Raw genomic sequence first — 15,837 nt, 5'->3', positions numbered from 1 at the left:
GGCGTCCAAACGGGGGTCGATCCCCAGACCCCCTTGATCGTTGCTCATGAGGTCCCCACCTTCGTTCCCGCCCGCGACCAACTCAGCTGGGTGGGGAAGCAGGCTCGCGATGCCAGGGCGTCAGAAGCGCTGGGGGTGGTGGCTGACCGAGGTTACTTCAAGGGTGAAAAAATCCTTGCCTGCCACGACGCGGACCCCCACCCCCGCCGCTACGATCAATGTCGCGAGAACATGGCCTGAGAGCATGCCCAATACCGCAGGCACCACGGTATGGCCTCGCAAACCCGCTGAAATGGCGTAAGCCCAATCAGCCCCTGGGGTGATAACAAACAGAAACGAAACGGCCCAGAAGGCCATCATCAAAGAAGCGCTCACGATCAATTTTCCTCTCGTTCATCACCAGTACGGCACCTTCGGCCCTGGTAGAAACTGAGAGAGAAGGATAAAGAAAGTCTGGTGTTATTATCTTGCGTAGTTACTCGCAGAGCCCTGAGGCCGTGGAAGGTTTTACGAAATGGATCGAATTGATAGGAAGATTCTTGCGGAGCTGCAAGGAGATGGTCGCCAGTCACTCACGGACTTGGCCGAGCGCGTGGGGCTGAGCTTGTCCCCTTGCCATCGACGAGTTCGCGCTTTAGAAGAGGCTGGAGTGATCAAGGGATACCGCGCCCACCTCTCTGCCCCCGAGCTAGGGCTCAATTTCTCTTCACTGGTGTACGTGACGTTACGAGAAGGGCATCAGCAAGCCGTAGCAGACTTCGAAAAAGCCTTACCAAGCATTCCCTACATCGTCCAAGCTCAACGACTGTTTGGTGATCCGGACTACCTGCTAATGGTCGTAACCGCAGACCTTCCGTCGTTTCAGAAACTCTATGATGAGGAACTATCGAGGCTGCCAAATGTGCAGCGGCTAACCTCGACCTTGGTAATGAAACACGTCATCACAGATCGCCCACTGCCGTTGGAATGAGCGCCACGAATCCGGTTGTGTCAACCTGACTTCACCGGACGCTTACACGTCTTTAACGTTTCGCGAAGCCCTGCGCGGAGCACAGGCACCTGCGCAACGCATTCCTGTTTGACCTTGAAAATGGCTAATTCGAGTACATGAGATGAGCGCTGCATAGGGATGACCTTCTGTGTGTTAGGGAGTCCCAATTATCAGTGGCTCATACTGACAGCGTAGTGTCAGTAGTGGTGATCGCTTTCCACTGGCTTGCCTGATGCTTCATATACGCTTGGAGATCAAGGGCAGGATTGTCGGGCGATGGTTGTTGGGCAATGGCGATGGAGGCTATGCGGTCGACCCGAAAATCGCGGTAGGCCGCCCTGGCACTACACCAGCTTCCAACTGTCCACTTTCCTCCCCAGTAGAAAAGGCCAAGGGGGGAAATGAGGCGTTGGGAAACAGCACCGTCCAGGCTGGTATAAGTTATCTTCAGCGCCTGAGTGTTTTCGATGGCATTTCGAAGGGTTGCCAAATAGCCACGCGTCGAGGACGGTGTTGTTCCAAGTGCCCTGATTTTTGCCGTGCTGGGGTCAACCTTGTGATGGACTATGGACGCTGAGATTTTGCTCAACAACATCCTTGCAGCAGCACTTAGATCATTATCGGCGGAAGCTGAAAGCATTTCCATCCCGAGCATCAATGCATCCAGTTCGAGCCTGTTCAACGTTAAAGGCGGCATCTCAAAATCGGCATCCAAGGCATACCCTACGCCGGCGGTACCATAGATTGGGATTCCACTGAAGGAAAGGTCGTCGATGTATCGATAGATTGAGCGAACGGAAACGCCAATTCGGCTAGCCAGTCGTTCAGCAGAGATTGGCTGATGGACACGAATCAGATTTACCAATTGAAATAAGCGATCAGCTTTACGCACCAGGTGTGCTCAACTGAGAGTCCTTCGCAAGCTCAATGGCCGCGTTAATGGCGGCCCGAGCTTGGGGGCTATTCTTCCAGCAAGTCGATCCCACTGCTGCCGATGCCTGAGCCAGGATGTCACAAACATTCGCTTTGCTGAGCACCGCTAGCGAGTCAATGCCCATCTGCTCAAGGCGAGCGATAACGGCCGGCCCTACGCCCTTTACGGCCAACAAGGCATTATGTTCCGTCAGTGGAAATGGCATCCGTAAACTCCTGTTATCGGCCAATGAAGCAACCGGAGTTTGCCCGACGGCAGAGGGCATCTCAATAGATGGACTCCATCGCTCTAAGCGTAAGCATCAGGAAGGTGGGTTCAGCAAACGCTTACAGTGGTGCTGATCGCGGCAAACGCTTGAGCAATCGCATCGCCCAGGAACGCTTAGTTGACGCACTCAGGATACGAAAGCGTTTTTACACACTCTGGGCCGGCTCCTGCCCTTCGTGAAGGGTAAGCGTACGGCCAAGTCACCATCCAAGCTTCAGCATTAAGGGCGATGGTGTCCGCGTATTTTTATGCGGACGCGACAGTCCTGCCTGTATCCCGCAAGGCAATCTATTCCTGCGTTTCTGCGCGCCTTGTGGGTGGCCGGATGTTCATTGAGCAAGGAAGCTTATGGCTATGAAGCCCGTGTCGTGCCGCTTAAATATGGTAAATTGTCGCCATCATTAGGAGGTAGTTATGGGTGTTCGAGGGAATGATCTGCAGATTGATAATATTGAGTTTAATGTCAGCGACATTGAGCGGAGTAAATGCTTCTATGGCGCTGCCTTCGGCTGGAGCTTTGTGAGCTATGGGCCTAGCTACACAGAGTTCAGCGATGGTCGGTTGACGGGCGGTTTCACAACAGGTGAACCCGTTCGGCCAGGGGGCCCACTTGTGATTCTGTATACCGATGAGCTGGCAGAGACGCAGAGAAAGCTAAAAGCGGCGGGTGCAATAATCAGTCGCGAAATTTTTTCCTTTCCAGGGGGGAAAAGGTTTCACTTCATTGACCCTGACGGCTATGAACTCGCTGTATGGAGCTCTTCCGACTGAAGCATCTTTTTTCAATTAAGAAGCGTACGCCTGGCTCTCTTTACGTAAGTCAGACAGCCTTCCACTGATGCGGCAGCAGTTGCCCGATCTCACTTGCTCGCTGCATCAGCAGCCGTATAAGTACATCTTTGAGATAGGCATACGGGTCGTGCCCGTTCATGCGTGCCGACTGGATCAGGCTCATGATCGCCGCCGCCCGTTCTCCGCTGCGTAGCGATCCGGCGAAGAGCCAGTTCTTACGCCCAAGAGCCCAAGGTCGGATCTGGTTGTCGGGTAGTCAGACGCGGTTGCCCGCGTCCAACCCCCTAAGAACCGTGCATGCGAGTTTCCCAGCACACGGCTCAAGCCTCTGCTAAGGCGCTATTGGGCTCCCGGTTGTACATCGTCGACATTGGCAAATTGCACATCCCTTGGGCACCGCAGGTGGTAGATCTCAAGATTAGCGGCCGCATCTGTCCCTCCGTGACTCAGCTTCACAACATGGCGGCTATGCCATGGTGTGTCTTTGGTGACCGGCTTAAGGCATGCCAACCCACTGGCCAATGTCGAACGGGGAATCGCCAAGCTTGCTCGACCGAAAATGGATTCCCGCCGGTAAAGCGGAAGATGATCAGCAAACTTTGCGATCATCACGTGGGCAAGCAACCCGGCAGTCGGGATGCCCTTGTCGATAACTTGCGCAGGTACCGGCGCCTGGATCAGCGTTTCGCAGGTATCGCACACCCACTTGCTACGGATAGGCGCAGTGCGGCTTCGCCGCACCGAACACCGCGACCACCCTGGCCAGCGCGGTTTCAGTGCCAGCGCGCATACCCGGAGCGAATCGGATTTGGGTCGACGTTGGCGATGATCCTGAGGCACTAGAGGCGATGGCAAGCCAGTGGGCGACCCCTCATAGGACATTACATTGAGCGCGGTGAAAGAGGTTACTTACTGCCGAGATGAGCGGCCAATTGTTCGACGGTTGCTAGAATAAAGGCGCGATCACTTTCTTTCAGTCCGCGTAGCAGACCCGCGATCATCTGGCCTTGGTCGTTGGGACGATTGCTCGACTCCGTCAGCAGTTCATCTATCCGGCATTCGAAAATGTCCGCCAGTTGCATCAGCTTGACCACGGAAAGCTCCACTACACCACGTTCCAGGCGCGAGATGGCTTCACTGCCGATCCCCATGCGTTCAGCCACCTCTTCCTGGGTCAAATTACGCTCGGTCCGGTGCTTTGCGATCATGCGCCCGATTTGGGCTTGGGTTGGATGTTTATGTGCCAAGTGATGAGTTCTCCAGTTCAACCCGAATGGTTGAGCAAAGACCCATTGACATGAACACCTCTAAAGGTTGAGTATCAACTTATTTGGTTGATGTTTTGATTAAAATCGCTGTGTATCGCGACGTGGATTTTATTCCTCCAGGAATCAGAGCCCGAAGTGACCAGTGAGAATGAACGGACCGATAGGACCAAATGGAGGAACGGTTGGGCATGGAAGAGGAGAGCAAGAACGTCATGGATCTGATCTGGGATCGAACACTGGAACTGTTCATCAGGATCCATGATTACCCTGAGAACCCCGAACACTTTGACAGCCTTGTTCATTGGCTCAACGAAAATCCTGCGCACCTGAAAGCGTTCAACGAACTGGGGCAGATATGGATTTCGACCGGTATCGCCTTGGCCCGTGAAATCGGACAACCTCTAAGCGACTTAGAGAGGGATCAGCCGCCGTTGATGATGCACTGACCAGTACTTCGTCCCCAATTTCATGTTGATCTCCAATGGCGTGTCATGGGCTACGCGCAACATTTCTGATCGGCACAGTGCCCTTGCAGTCCGGGTAATGGGAGCATGACCAGAACGGCCTTGATTTCCCCTTTCGCCTGAGAATTGAGGCGTTGCAAGTGGACCAGGCCGGACCGGCTTCGATATCAGCAGGCGCCGGGGTCGATGCTGGCTGTCAGTTGCTTGCTTTTGAGGTTCTTGATCAAGCGCTCACCGAAGAGAAATGGGTAAGCGCAGTGCGGCTTCGCCGCACCGAACACGGCGATCACCCGGGTCAAGGCTGTTTCGGTGCCGGCGCGCATGTCCATCGGTTCGGTGGCGAGCCAGATGGCATCGATACGGATCACTGGAGCAGCTCACGGATGAAACGGGCGCAGCCTTCAGGATCAGAGGCGGGCCATTTCAAGGTCATGGCTTGCTCACCAAAAGGCAGCTCGATGGTTACGGTGCCGTCATTCGGGCGTTTGGCAGTCGCTCTCAGCGGTACAAAAGCAGGCAACGCCGCCGCTGGTTGCTCTCGGTAAAGCGGCATCCATTTGCGAATGACGTTGGCGTTGATGCCATGGTTAATGGCGACGCTGGAAATGGTTGCTCCAGGTTGCAGGCATTCCTGAACGACCTGGGCCTTGAACGGTTTTGGATAAGAGCTTCGTTGGCGCATGGAAATCCTGGCGATAAGGGCGATCGCGTCCGCTTAAAAATACGCGGACACCATCGGCCTTAATGCTGGAGCTCGGAAGGTGACTTGGCCGGACGCTTACGATCAACAGGCTCCTCAGAACGGAGTTGATCGATTAACGCGAACGCTCGTGTTCCTCGGCCATCAAGAGCGCGGTGGCCTTTTTTAGGATTGATTTTTCCCGTTCCAGCCGATTGATTCGGGCTTCCAGTTCCTGGATTTTTTGCTGCTCGGGCGTCAGCGCCTTACTGGTCGGGGTGACACCGCCACGCTCCTGCTGAAGCTGGTTTACCCATCGACGCAGAGCAGACTCGACCAACCCAAGCGAACGGGCTGCCTCGATGTGGCTGTAGCCTTGGTCGAGCACCAGGCTAGCGGCTTCACGCTTGAACTCCGGGGTAAAGGTACGACGTTACTTGGTCATCAGACACCCATCTATGGCGAGCATTCTCGCCTAAATGGGGGGGCCGGAATCATTAGACCGCTACAACCTATTCAAGCTGGTCGATGACACAGAAACTCATAACCCGTGAATTTTGTGCTGAAACTCCTCCAAGATTTTCATCTGGGCCTCATATTTTTGCCGCAAGCGCTCAATCTCCTTCGCTGGCGCAAAGGCATTTCGCGCGTCTTGGTATCTACACAGCGCATCTAACGCGGTCTGGATCAGAAGCTCGTTCGCTTTGCTCAACTCATCATGAACCATGGGACATCACCTCTCAACCACCTCAAGAGCAGCATAGCGCCTGGGCTTTCACCCGGTTAGCGCTGCTATTGGCGAAGATAGTCAGAACTATTCGGGATATCGTACGAGCGCCAGTCGATTAGCATCCATCGAAATGGGCAGACCGCTGGAAAAGAATTCTCGTACTAAACTGAGCCTAGGTTTCAATGAAAGCTTTAGGACTGCTCAGCACTAGCGATTTGCTTCTGTGGCCTTATCCGTTCCAACGGCACAGGATGCCTACCTTGTCATCGCCCAGTAGTAAAAAGCCCGCGCTGGGCGGGATGCTTTTCCATACGAGGTGCTGATCCTTCAGTCTACCGCAGTGTAGCCGAGTGGTGGCACATGGCCAAAAAAGACCAGGCGCAGAAGCGAGGGCGGGCAGACGTGGCTCGAATTGAATATCTGGTCCTGAAATAGGTTTACACCTATTCAGGTAGGTCGACAGGCCTTAAAACGCTCGATGCACTGCATCGGGCGTTTTGTTTTTCAGGGCCATGTGAGGCCGTTCTGTGTTGTAGATCCGTACTGCCTCATCAACCATCTTCCTCGCTTGCTCCAGATTCTCGGGGCTGCTCAGCAGTAGCTCTGTCTTGAGGATTCCATTGATTCTCTCGGCTAGCGCGTTCTGATATGCGCCGGTAGACAGTTTGCGTGATCTGCTTATCGGTGTGGCCGAGTAGCCTGCTAGCGTGCGCCAGGTCTTCAATTTAACTCGCTACCTTTGGGCGCTATTCTCCAGGCAACCAAAAGCTCGTCGGAGTGTTAGGCATAAGTTTATGTCGCGATTCTGTAAGTGATACAAATTCTTACAATACGACTTTAGTTTTAGTGCTTTGTTGACGCGAAACCAGATGAACGGTACGGCGTTCGGATATCGCGCGTTGAGGACATTATGTACTCTCGCCGCCCTTTAGCACTGTGGGGCTCGGGAGCTTCGGGATGGGGGGGGAAGAGCAGAACCTTGTTATTCTTGACTGGACGGATAAGTACCTTGGGGTGGGTTATTTACGCGAGTCAGAATACGATCAAGCTCTGGTGGTCGCCGAGCGGCTTAAGCATTCTGGTTTGGTAAGCCCAACAGAGTGGACTGCAATGGTGCGTCAAGCTAACGCGGCAATGTTGATGTTCATCGAGGGTGATGCTGCGAGACCCAGCTCGCACAAGCGGGCAAAGAAAAGCCCGCCGGGGAGGGCGGGCTAAGTGTTTCACGGATGAGACCTCACCATGCCTGCGGTTAAGTGAAAATTTCGTGAATGCATGAAAAAAGCCCGCACAAGGCGGGCTGCTTTTCCACACGGGGCGCTGATCCTTCAGCTGGCGTCAGTGTAACCAAATGATATCGATTCGCCAGCTTTCAGTCCTCTGGGTCTTCAGGTTCTTCCGGTCTCCACCTGGCAATCAAGTCGACCAACAACTCGGCAATGGCATCGCTGTTTTCTGACAGCACTTCAAGGTGCTCACTGACACGATGGTATGTCTCAGTAGAACCTCGCTGATCGATCCAAATCCCGATTTCTTCAATAGCAGCGCCCAAAGCATTGATGTTTTGATTCAGCCGGCTGAGCAGGGCAGGTGTTGGATCATCTGGAAGGGCGGCCATGTCGATTCCTCTAAGGTGCTGAGGAAAGCGTAGCAGGCAGTAAAAAGCCCGCCGAGGGCCGGCCTGATGGCGACCTCACACATCAGGCAATAGCCAAACCAATGCTGACTGCAACACCCCGGCGACGGAGCCTGCTGCAATCCCGTATTCGATCTTTGTACGTTTGGCAGTTTGTATTAGCTCGTCGGTGTAAATATCAAGGTCGGAATGCGCAGAAAACCGTTTGGCGTCTTCGATGCTTTCAGAAATCTTGGCATCAACTAACAAGCTAGTGATGAAAAGCCCCAGCACATAACAACAAAAAAATCGCCAGGTACTTCATTTACTTGTCCCAGGTCGAGCGCAGAATCACTCGCGCCAACACTTCATCCCCGTACCCCGCCAGGCGCTCTTCTCCCACCTGCATCACCTGTCAGATCCTAATCACTGCCTGAGCATCCGCTTCATTTCCAGCCTGCTCAAGTGATCGGGTATGCGTATGAGCTCTAGCGCTGACCACTTTATATCGGAGGCGAGGCCTTGGAGGTCGCGGAAGAGTTCGCAGCTCGACTTATTCAGTGGCACTCCTTCGTCCTTGCCACACTTCTCGCAAACGGCAGCAGTCAGAAGCGGACTCAACCAGTCATGGCAATGCCCTTCACCGCCGTAGTTGCGAAATCCAAAAAGCAAATCTAATGACCTTCAGAGCTTGCTAAATAGGCTATGGAATCAAGACTTCGATGGGTCAATTGTCCCGGGCCGCTTACTCGGGAATTCCGGTCACAGTGTGCACCACACGCATCGCACAAGGAGGTCGAGCCCCTTTCGGATCGATCAGCTCGCATTTTTTCAGCAGCGGATAGGCATCGGCAAACTTCAAGGCCGCTACCTGCTCGGCATGCTGTTGAGAAACGAAACAATGCTCGAATCGGTACGCGGCATACACTTCGGGCTGTAAAAACGGATGATCATATACTTCGTCGACGATACTCTTTAGCAGTTGGGACATCTGTCCATTGAGCCCAGGGGAAATCTGAGTGAGCAGATCGTCCCTAGTGATACCCGCCTGCCTAGCCTCAACAACCTGCCTCGATGCGCTTACAGATGCTTGCATCCCCTCCGGGAACGGACAACTGGACCCTCCAAATGCCGAAGCCGAAGCAATGCAGCTTAGTAGAGTGAAGACAGCGGCCTTCCTGCTCATGGAACTCTCCTGTTAGATGTTGGCACTGTCGAAAGGACGTTGACGATCTTAACGGAGTTTCTACTCCCCTTGTGCGCTTTGGGTAGAATGATGTCCTTTCCGACAGGCAGTTGCTGCTGCCGCAGTGGTTGGCCTTTTGACCCGAAGCGGCTTTTGACAAGGCGCAACCAACGGCCGACGCAGCTGTTCCCCGGCGCTTTGGCGCAGGGGCTTCGATTTGTTGCCGATCCCTTAGAAACTGTACTTCACATTGAACATCAGGTTGCGCGGCGTCCCCCAGAACACCGTGCCGTAGTTGCCGATACCACTGTAGTAATGCTTATCGAACAGGTTGTTGACGTTGAGGGTGGCCTTAAGTTCGCGGGTGAAGTCATAGCCGCCGACCAGCCCCACCAGCGCGTAAGATTTCTGCTCGAATTTGGCACTTGGGTCGTTGATCTCGTACCAGTCCTCATCGCTGGGCTTGAAGAACGTCGAACTCTGCCAGTAGGCATTACCGCCCACGGTGAATTTGTGCCAATCGCCTTGCAGGCGGTAGTTGGTTGCCAGCTTGAGCAGGTGTTGCGGCTGGTTGGTCGCCACGCGTTGGTCTTCAGCGTCATGGGACTCGGCAAAGGTGTAGCCCGCCATCACTTGCAGGTCTTTCAGCAGTTCGCCGTTTACTTCCAGTTCAACGCCGCGGGTTGTGACGCCCTGCGCTGCGCGATACGCGCTGCCTCCACTCGGTGTGGTGCCGCCGGTGAGTACGGCGAAGTTGTCCTGCTTGAGTTCGAACAGGGCCAGGCTGGCATTCAGACGATTGTCGAAGTAGCCACCCTTGATACCGAGTTCAAAGCTTTGACCGGTGAGCGGGTCGATAGGCTTGCCGTCCGCGCCTAGGCTGTAGGCCTGCGGCTTAAAGATATCTGTGTAGCTGGCATAGACCGTATGATAGTTGTCCAGGTCGTAGGTGACGCCTGCATAGGGTACGATCTCGCTGGAGTTGGTGGCGCTGGCCGGAAGGCGGCGACCGATGGCGTTGATGGTGTCGATGTCCCATTTGTAGTCGACGACCCGCGCCCCAAGGATCACTGCCAGCGCATCGGTCGGCTTGAGAATGGTGGCAGCGAAGCCGACCTTCTGCCGTGCCTCGATATCGAAGGTCGACCACCATTCGAAGTTTCTCGGTCTATCGCCATGGCCGTCCCATTGGAACACATCGTCGATGACGCCATTGGTCACGCCATCCTCGCGACTAGAGGTGGATTCTGTGTGGGCGATGCTGTAGCCGAACACCGCCTCGTGGATGCGCCCACCCAAGGCAAACGGGCCGCGGGCATACAGGTCCAGGCCTTTTTCCTTGCTGGTGGTGTTGAACTTGCTCGCGGTGCCGTTGTTGTTCACGCTGCCGCTGGCTGGGTCGATGTTACCGCCGATGAAACCATGTGAAATGCTGCCGTCGGCCTGGATGGCCTCGCTACTGATCCCCGAGATCAACTCGCGTGAGCGGTAGTCACGGCTGCTGACCACACCCTTGATGACCCAGTTGTTGTCGAAACTGTGTGCCAGCTCAATGAAGGCCCGCTGGGTTTCCTGGTTGCGCCAGGTCCAGCGGTCTGCAGCGTTGCTGTCACGGTCGAACTTGACGGTACGGCCGTCGAGGAAGAACGCGGGCAAGGCACCAGTGGTACTGCCGTTGTCATGGTTTTTCTGCATGTCGTAGCCAACCGTGAACAGCGTGTTTTCGCTCAGGTCGGCCTCCAGCACACCGTAGAACGTGTTTTGCTCAGCGGTAAGGTAGTCGATGAAACTGTGCTGGGATTGGGTGCCTGCGACCATTCGGCCGCGGATGTTGCCGCTGTCGGTCAACGGGCCGGCAAGGTCGAGGTCGGCTTGGTACTTGTCCCAGGAGCCTGCGCCGGCACCGATGTGGCCTTGCAGCTCGCTGGTCGGGCGTTTGCGCACCAGGTTGATTACCCCCGAAGGATTGCCGGAGCCATTGACCAGCCCGGTCGCCCCCTTGAGCACTTCGACCCGGTCGTAGATTAGGCTGTTGCCGATGCTGTAGTTGTCGCGTAATGAACCGCCGTCGGAGGACAGGCTGGGGACGCCATCGAACTGATAGTTTTCCAGTTTGAAACCACGCGAATAGAACGTGAAGGCCTCGGAGCTTTCCTGGTTGACGGTGATCCCAGGCGTTTGCTTAAGGACTTCGGAAACACTTTGCAGGTTCTGGTCGTCCATCTGCTGGCGGGTGACCACGCTGATCGACTGCGGGGTCTTGCGCAGGCTTAGGTCCAGGCGCGTGGCGGCGGCAGTAGCGCCGGTGGTGTATGAGCCGCTGCCCTCTGTCGTCAGCCCCAGGCTTTCCCCGCTAATGCTGGTTGCGCCCAGTTGCAGCGCCGTACCTGCCTCGAGTTGGGACGCAAGCCCCCAGTTGTTGCCTACCCGCAAAACCTGCAGCCCGCTATCTGCCAGCAGCATGGAGAAACCCTGCTCAATGCTGAAGCGACCCTGCAAGCCGCGGCTCTGTTGATCTTGGGTCAGCGCCGCATCGAACGACAGCAGCACGCCGGCCTCTTGGGCGAAGCGGTTCAAGGTGCTTACCAGGGGCCCTGGAGGGATGTCGTAGACACGGCTGGCCTGCTCGGCATGGGCCTTGGCGTCCGGCGACAACAGTGGGGCCAGTAGCGCAGTATGCAGCGCGATGGCGCCGCCAAGCAGCAGGGGCGTGAGGTGCTTGCGTCGCGGGAATGGGCAGATTGTCGTTCTAGGCATGACAGCTCCTTCAAATGCCTGTTTGGGCGGTTTGCAGGAGAGCTCGAACGAGAGCGGTCAATCCGACAATGCGATTGCGAAATTTTTTCACCTGGGTCTTCAACTCATCGGGGTGAGCCTGATCCAGAAGCGCGTGTAGGTGTTGATCTTCAGTTTTAGCGCCTCGGCGATCGCGACCAGGGCACGGTCGGTATCGTCCAATGGATACACGCCGGCTAGATGCACCCCGGCCACCTCGTCACTGCAGGTTAGCCCACCGCTGCGGTAACGTTGGAGTTCAGCCAGGGCGCGGCGCAGCGGCCAGCCGTCGAGTACCAACTGCCCTTGGCGCCACTCGGTGCGGGCGAGGTCGGCTGGGCGTGGTTTAGGCAGGGGGCTGCGGTCGAAGGCGAGGCCCATGCCAGCGTTTACTCGCACCGTGCGGTCGCTTGCGGCGTTGTGTACCGCGACGGCATGTTCCATGACGATCAGTTCGGTGCAATCGGCATGCAGTCGCACGTTGAACCGGGTACCCAGGGCGCGCATATCGCCATGCAGGGTGCGCACGTGGAGGGGGCGTGGGTCGCTGGCGGTATGCACGGCGATCTCACCCTCGATCAGCACGATCAGGCGCAGGCCTGCGCTGTAGCGGATATCCACGGAAGAAGCCGTATTGAGCGTCAGTCGCGTGCCGTCACTCAGGATCAGGCTGCGGCGCTCGCCCGTCGCGGTGCGCTGATCTGCCAACCAGGTGGGGGCGTTGCGGTATCCCGTCCAGGCGACTCCTGTAACCCCGAGGCCGAGTACCAGCCCCTTGAGCACCGTACGCCGTCCCGGTTCTATCTGCCCTGCCGCAAGTGTGTGTCGTGCCAGTGGGCCGGGTACGCCGACGAGGCCGGCCTGCAGTTGCTCCAGGCGTCCCCAGGCCCAGTCGTGCAGTGGGGACTGGTCTCGCCAGGTTTGCCATTGGGCGCGTCGCTCTGCGCAGTTGGGGGCCGCGTGCAACCGTGCATGCCACTGCGCCGCCGCGCGCAGTGCCTGGCGTTGGTCCGAAGGGTTCACAGCTGCGCGTCGAAGGCGAACAGCAGGCAACGCTCTGTAGCCTTGGCCATGTACTTCGTCACCGAGCTGACCGACACACCGAGGCGCTGCGCAATTTCCGGGTAGGTCAAGCCGTCGAGTTGAACGTAGATGAAAGTGTCGCGAACGTTCTGGCCCAGCCCGTCGAGCATGGTGTTCAGCTGCATCAGGGTTTCCAGCATCAGCAGGCGTTGCTCTGGTGAGCACTCCTCGAGGAGCGGCTGGTTGGCCAGGAACTCCAGGTACGCTTGCTCCAGGTTACGTCGACGCAATTGGTCGATCATCACCCGCCGCGCCACCGTAGCCAGGAAGCTTCGGGGCTCGGTCAATGGCTGGCGCAGAGCGCTGCTAATCAGGCGAAGGAAGGTGTCCTGGGTGATATCGGCCGCTCGGTCTGCATCACCCAGGCGCCGGCGAATCCAGCCCTTCAGCCATTGGCTGTGGTCGCGATACAGCGCGTGCATGTCATCTTGGTGGGATGATGCGGGCGGAAGAGGGTAGGACACCTGGATTTTCCTGCTTGAAAGACGCGGATAAGAATTGATCGCAATTATAGGTGGGCGAGAGAGGTTTGCAATGCAGTCGATTGGGCACAGCTAAAAATGACTATCCATTGGCCATGTTTTTCGTTGGGTAAACCGCCATCAATGAATGAGGGCTTCGACTCGAACGTCGTTATTTTGCGACCGGTTGAATCCACATCCCAAAGCCGTCATTCGAATTGAATCCTTGGGTGCCTTCGATTATTTCGTAAACGTGAAACGATACGCCTGTTCTCGCAGGCTCGTTTTGATTAGTGCGGCCAATTGTTGGGCAGCTGGTGTTGGGGCGTCGCCATTTCTGTGAAGCACATAGCCAAGGCTTGGCACGGGGGGTAAGCCAGAAACAACGGTGAGATGGCTCGGTAGCCCGATACGGGTTCGCAGCGTGAAGCCCAATCCGGCGGCGACGGCCGCCCAGATACCGCCGACGCTGGGGCTGGTTAGGGCGATCCGCCAAGGTATTTGCGCGGCATCCAGCGCCTGGGTGGCTGCGCTGCGCAGTACGCAAGGTGCGTCGAACATGATCAATGGCAACGATGAGTCATCAAGGGCCGCTAGCAATGGCATATCGCGGGCCCCGATCCAGTGCATTTGTGTTTCGCCCAGACGTCTGGCGTAGGGCGACAGGTACCCAGTATCCCAGATCAGGGCCAGGTCCAGATCGGCGCTTTCGACTAGAGCAAGCAATTCGGCGTTTCGGGCGATCCTGACTTCGAGACTCACCTTCGGGTAAGTCTGGACGAAGCGTCGCAGGATATCGCTCAGGAAATGTTCCCCAAAGTCCTCTTGAAGCCCAAGGCGTAAGGTCCCGGTGGTTTGGCTTTCATGCAGGGTCTGGAAAATTCCGTCGTTCAGTTCCAGCAACCGGCGGGCATGGCCGAGTAGTGTTTCTCCCGTGGTGGTCAAGGCCAGTCCGCGACCGGATTTAGTCAGTACCGGCGTGCCGACCTGCTCCTCGAGTTTTTTCAACTGGGCGCTCACGGCGGACGTCGATCGACCAAGGCGATCCGCCGCTTTGGCGAAGCTGTTGAACTCCACGCCGGTGACGAAGGTGCGCAATACGTCAAGATCGAAGGTTGGGCGACGCATTCAATTGTCCACTAATTTGGGATGATTGGTGCTATTAAATCTGATATTCGGAGTTGTCGCGACTTGATAGTTTTCCCCCTGTCAATTGGTACATCAGGGGAAAAAGAACATGAGTGCATCGATGGACACGGGGCGGGAGCACCAGAACAGATACCCGCAGAAATTTACCGAGCTGAACGACAACGTATTGTTTGGCGACATGTGGACGCGTACGGAATTGAAGCCCCGTGAATGCAGTCTGGCGACGGTGGTCGCGATGGTGGCGATGTACCGTCTGGAGCAACTCCTATTTGATTTGAAACGTGCATTGGATAACGGCTTGTGTGTTGACGAACTGGCCGAAGTCATAACCCATCTGGCGTTTTATTCAGGTTGGCCGACAGCGGCCTCGGCGCTGAATTTTCTCAGTGAGCTACAGGCTTGCCTTCCAATACGTCAGGAGTAATCGTCGATGCCGTTTGCACGAATTTCACTACACCGCGGGAAGTCGGTCGAGTATTTACAGGCACTGTCTGAGGGTTTACACGACGCCTTGGTCGAGAGTTTCGAAGTGCCGAAGAGTGATCGCTTCCAGGCCATTCACCAGCATGAGATCGGCGAGCTGATATTTGATCCTCACTACTTGGGCGGGCCGCGTAGCCATGACTTTGTGCTAATCGCGATTACCGCGGGCCGTCCTCGAAGTGTTGAGACCAAACAGCGTTTTTACCGTGATCTGGTCAAGAAATTGGAGCGGGCGACGGGACTGAAAGCGGAGGATGTCATGGTGGTGATTTCCACTACGGCCAGCGATGAGTGGTCGTTTGGAGGAGGGCGGGGCAACTAGCCTTCCGGTTTTTGCAGCGCCTGTATCCCATAAATGCGGGCCGTCTGTGCCTATCGGCACCATCGCCAGATTGATACGGTCTGCATTTACTATACTTCGCTGAGGTAACTATGGATCTTGCTGCAATCCCATTCGGTACCACCGACTGGTTAACGATTGAACCAGTGACGCATGCCGGCCAGACAGGCACAGCCTATTGGCGTACTTGTCAGTTTGGTTCTGCACGTGTGCGGATGGTCGAGTACAGCCCTGGATACTTGGCCGATCATTGGTGTTGGAGGGGGCACATCTTGCTGTGCCTGGAGGGTCAGTTGCATACAGAACTGGAGGATGGTCGTCAGTTCACGCTGACACCGGGCATGAGTTATCAGGTGGGTAACAATGCTGAGGGACATCGGTCATTCACCACCACCGGGGCGAAGTTGTTCATTGTGGATTAGTCGTGGGGGCGGACCTGCATAACGCGCCCACACAATCCGTTTGTGGCCGATGCAGCCGCAATCATGAGTCTGAAATATACGTGTGCAAATGACTGCTTCTTCCGACTGCTGCCATTCACCACTGGCACATTCGGGTCGAAAGCTGCCGATGGTAGTGGGTAAGCGCAATCCGTCGTTTTCCTAGGGATGCTCCGAACA

At 56.0% G+C, this 15,837-nt stretch carries 18 protein-coding genes and 8 pseudogenes; 7 read left to right on the top strand and 19 right to left on the bottom strand.

Features of this window, described 5'->3' with window-relative positions; all coding sequences use genetic code 11:
* A pseudogene (locus M5G17_RS11030) lies at positions 1–195 on the top strand (IS5/IS1182 family transposase); the annotation flags it as partial.
* Here M5G17_RS11030 and M5G17_RS11025 read toward each other — a convergent pair.
* Positions 196–360, bottom strand: a pseudogene (locus M5G17_RS11025) (LysE family translocator); the annotation flags it as partial.
* A gap of 154 nt (positions 361–514) precedes the next feature.
* Between M5G17_RS11025 and M5G17_RS11020 the strand changes: the two are divergent.
* Complete coding sequence (locus M5G17_RS11020; protein WP_273892943.1) at positions 515–970, top strand: Lrp/AsnC family transcriptional regulator; 456 nt, start codon at positions 515–517, stop codon at positions 968–970.
* A gap of 199 nt (positions 971–1,169) precedes the next feature.
* Here M5G17_RS11020 and M5G17_RS11015 read toward each other — a convergent pair whose 3' ends face one another.
* Positions 1,170–1,883, bottom strand: a complete 714-nt coding sequence (locus M5G17_RS11015) for a helix-turn-helix transcriptional regulator (protein ID WP_273892942.1) — start codon at positions 1,881–1,883, stop codon at positions 1,170–1,172.
* Positions 1,876–2,130, bottom strand: a complete 255-nt coding sequence (locus tag M5G17_RS11010; protein ID WP_273892941.1) for a helix-hairpin-helix domain-containing protein — start codon at positions 2,128–2,130, stop codon at positions 1,876–1,878. Before M5G17_RS11010 ends, M5G17_RS11015 begins: the two co-directional genes overlap by 8 nt.
* Before the next feature lie 476 nt (positions 2,131–2,606).
* On the opposite strand from M5G17_RS11010, the gene M5G17_RS11005 reads away from it, so the two are divergent.
* Positions 2,607–2,963, top strand: coding sequence for a VOC family protein (locus tag M5G17_RS11005; protein WP_273892940.1), 357 nt, complete (start codon positions 2,607–2,609; stop codon positions 2,961–2,963).
* 49 nt (positions 2,964–3,012) lie between these two features.
* On the opposite strand, the pseudogene M5G17_RS27620 reads toward M5G17_RS11005, so the two are convergent.
* A pseudogene (locus tag M5G17_RS27620) lies at positions 3,013–3,701 on the bottom strand (IS66 family transposase); the annotation flags it as partial.
* A gap of 188 nt (positions 3,702–3,889) precedes the next feature.
* The gene (locus tag M5G17_RS10990; RefSeq protein WP_273892939.1) at positions 3,890–4,231 is read right to left on the bottom strand and encodes a helix-turn-helix domain-containing protein; all 342 of its coding nucleotides are present in this window, start codon (positions 4,229–4,231) and stop codon (positions 3,890–3,892) included.
* A 209-nt stretch (positions 4,232–4,440) separates the two neighbouring features.
* On the opposite strand from M5G17_RS10990, the gene M5G17_RS10985 reads away from it, so the two are divergent.
* Positions 4,441–4,698, top strand: a complete 258-nt coding sequence (locus M5G17_RS10985) for a hypothetical protein (RefSeq protein WP_133076199.1) — start codon at positions 4,441–4,443, stop codon at positions 4,696–4,698.
* Positions 4,699–4,741: 43 nt separating this feature from the next.
* Here the strand turns inward: M5G17_RS10985 and M5G17_RS10980 are convergent.
* From M5G17_RS10980 to M5G17_RS10915, 14 genes and pseudogenes are all read right to left on the bottom strand, one after another.
* A pseudogene (locus M5G17_RS10980) lies at positions 4,742–4,882 on the bottom strand (topoisomerase DNA-binding C4 zinc finger domain-containing protein); the annotation flags it as partial.
* A gap of 1 nt (position 4,883) precedes the next feature.
* Entirely contained in the window at positions 4,884–5,084 is a 201-nt protein-coding gene (locus M5G17_RS10975; protein WP_273892938.1) for a hypothetical protein, read from the bottom strand.
* Complete coding sequence (gene tnpA, locus M5G17_RS10970) at positions 5,081–5,398, bottom strand: IS66-like element accessory protein TnpA (protein WP_273892937.1); 318 nt, start codon at positions 5,396–5,398, stop codon at positions 5,081–5,083. The genes M5G17_RS10975 and tnpA overlap by 4 nt, the downstream gene beginning before the upstream one ends.
* A gap of 104 nt (positions 5,399–5,502) precedes the next feature.
* Positions 5,503–5,786, bottom strand: a pseudogene (locus M5G17_RS10965) (transposase); the annotation flags it as partial.
* A gap of 150 nt (positions 5,787–5,936) precedes the next feature.
* Complete coding sequence (locus M5G17_RS10960) at positions 5,937–6,122, bottom strand: hypothetical protein (protein WP_273892936.1); 186 nt, start codon at positions 6,120–6,122, stop codon at positions 5,937–5,939.
* Between the two features lie 469 nt (positions 6,123–6,591).
* Positions 6,592–6,774, bottom strand: a pseudogene (locus M5G17_RS10955) (integrase core domain-containing protein); the annotation flags it as partial.
* Positions 6,767–6,871 (bottom strand): annotated as a pseudogene (locus M5G17_RS10950) (integrase); the annotation flags it as partial. The pseudogenes M5G17_RS10955 and M5G17_RS10950, both read right to left, overlap by 8 nt.
* 626 nt (positions 6,872–7,497) lie before the next feature.
* The gene (locus tag M5G17_RS10945; RefSeq protein WP_273892935.1) at positions 7,498–7,743 is read right to left on the bottom strand and encodes a hypothetical protein; all 246 of its coding nucleotides are present in this window, start codon (positions 7,741–7,743) and stop codon (positions 7,498–7,500) included.
* Between the two features lie 322 nt (positions 7,744–8,065).
* Positions 8,066–8,307: pseudogene (locus tag M5G17_RS10940) on the bottom strand (hypothetical protein).
* Between the two features lie 178 nt (positions 8,308–8,485).
* Positions 8,486–8,926: a hypothetical protein gene (locus M5G17_RS10935; protein WP_273892933.1), complete on the bottom strand. Its 441-nt coding sequence runs from the start codon at positions 8,924–8,926 to the stop codon at positions 8,486–8,488.
* Positions 8,927–9,157: 231 nt separating this feature from the next.
* A complete protein-coding gene (locus tag M5G17_RS10930) occupies positions 9,158–11,683 on the bottom strand; it encodes a TonB-dependent siderophore receptor (protein WP_273892932.1) in 2,526 nt (841 codons plus the stop codon).
* A 99-nt stretch (positions 11,684–11,782) separates the two neighbouring features.
* A complete protein-coding gene (locus tag M5G17_RS10925; protein WP_273892931.1) occupies positions 11,783–12,724 on the bottom strand; it encodes a FecR domain-containing protein in 942 nt (313 codons plus the stop codon).
* Entirely contained in the window at positions 12,721–13,248 is a 528-nt protein-coding gene (locus M5G17_RS10920) for a sigma-70 family RNA polymerase sigma factor (RefSeq protein ID WP_273892930.1), read from the bottom strand. The genes M5G17_RS10925 and M5G17_RS10920 overlap by 4 nt, the downstream gene beginning before the upstream one ends.
* A 237-nt stretch (positions 13,249–13,485) precedes the next feature.
* Entirely contained in the window at positions 13,486–14,373 is an 888-nt protein-coding gene (locus tag M5G17_RS10915) for a LysR substrate-binding domain-containing protein (protein ID WP_273892929.1), read from the bottom strand.
* A gap of 109 nt (positions 14,374–14,482) precedes the next feature.
* Here M5G17_RS10915 and M5G17_RS10910 point away from each other — a divergent pair, with 109 nt between their 5' ends.
* The 3 genes from M5G17_RS10910 (at position 14,483) to M5G17_RS10900 (ending at position 15,639) form a co-directional block, all read left to right on the top strand.
* The gene (locus tag M5G17_RS10910) at positions 14,483–14,818 is read left to right on the top strand and encodes a carboxymuconolactone decarboxylase family protein (RefSeq protein WP_273892928.1); all 336 of its coding nucleotides are present in this window, start codon (positions 14,483–14,485) and stop codon (positions 14,816–14,818) included.
* Between the two features lie 6 nt (positions 14,819–14,824).
* The gene (locus M5G17_RS10905; RefSeq protein ID WP_273892927.1) at positions 14,825–15,199 is read left to right on the top strand and encodes a tautomerase family protein; all 375 of its coding nucleotides are present in this window, start codon (positions 14,825–14,827) and stop codon (positions 15,197–15,199) included.
* A 110-nt stretch (positions 15,200–15,309) separates the two neighbouring features.
* Positions 15,310–15,639 (top strand): DHCW motif cupin fold protein, encoded by a 330-nt coding sequence (locus M5G17_RS10900; protein WP_273892926.1) that lies wholly within the window; start codon positions 15,310–15,312, stop codon positions 15,637–15,639.
* Positions 15,640–15,837 lie beyond the last annotated feature (198 nt).

It is taken from the genome of Pseudomonas rubra (assembly GCF_028656935.1).
Classification (GTDB): Bacteria; Pseudomonadota; Gammaproteobacteria; order Pseudomonadales; family Pseudomonadaceae; genus Aquipseudomonas; species Aquipseudomonas rubra.
Note: the sequence above shows the minus strand (reverse complement) of the source record. Positions and strands in the feature narration are given on the sequence as shown.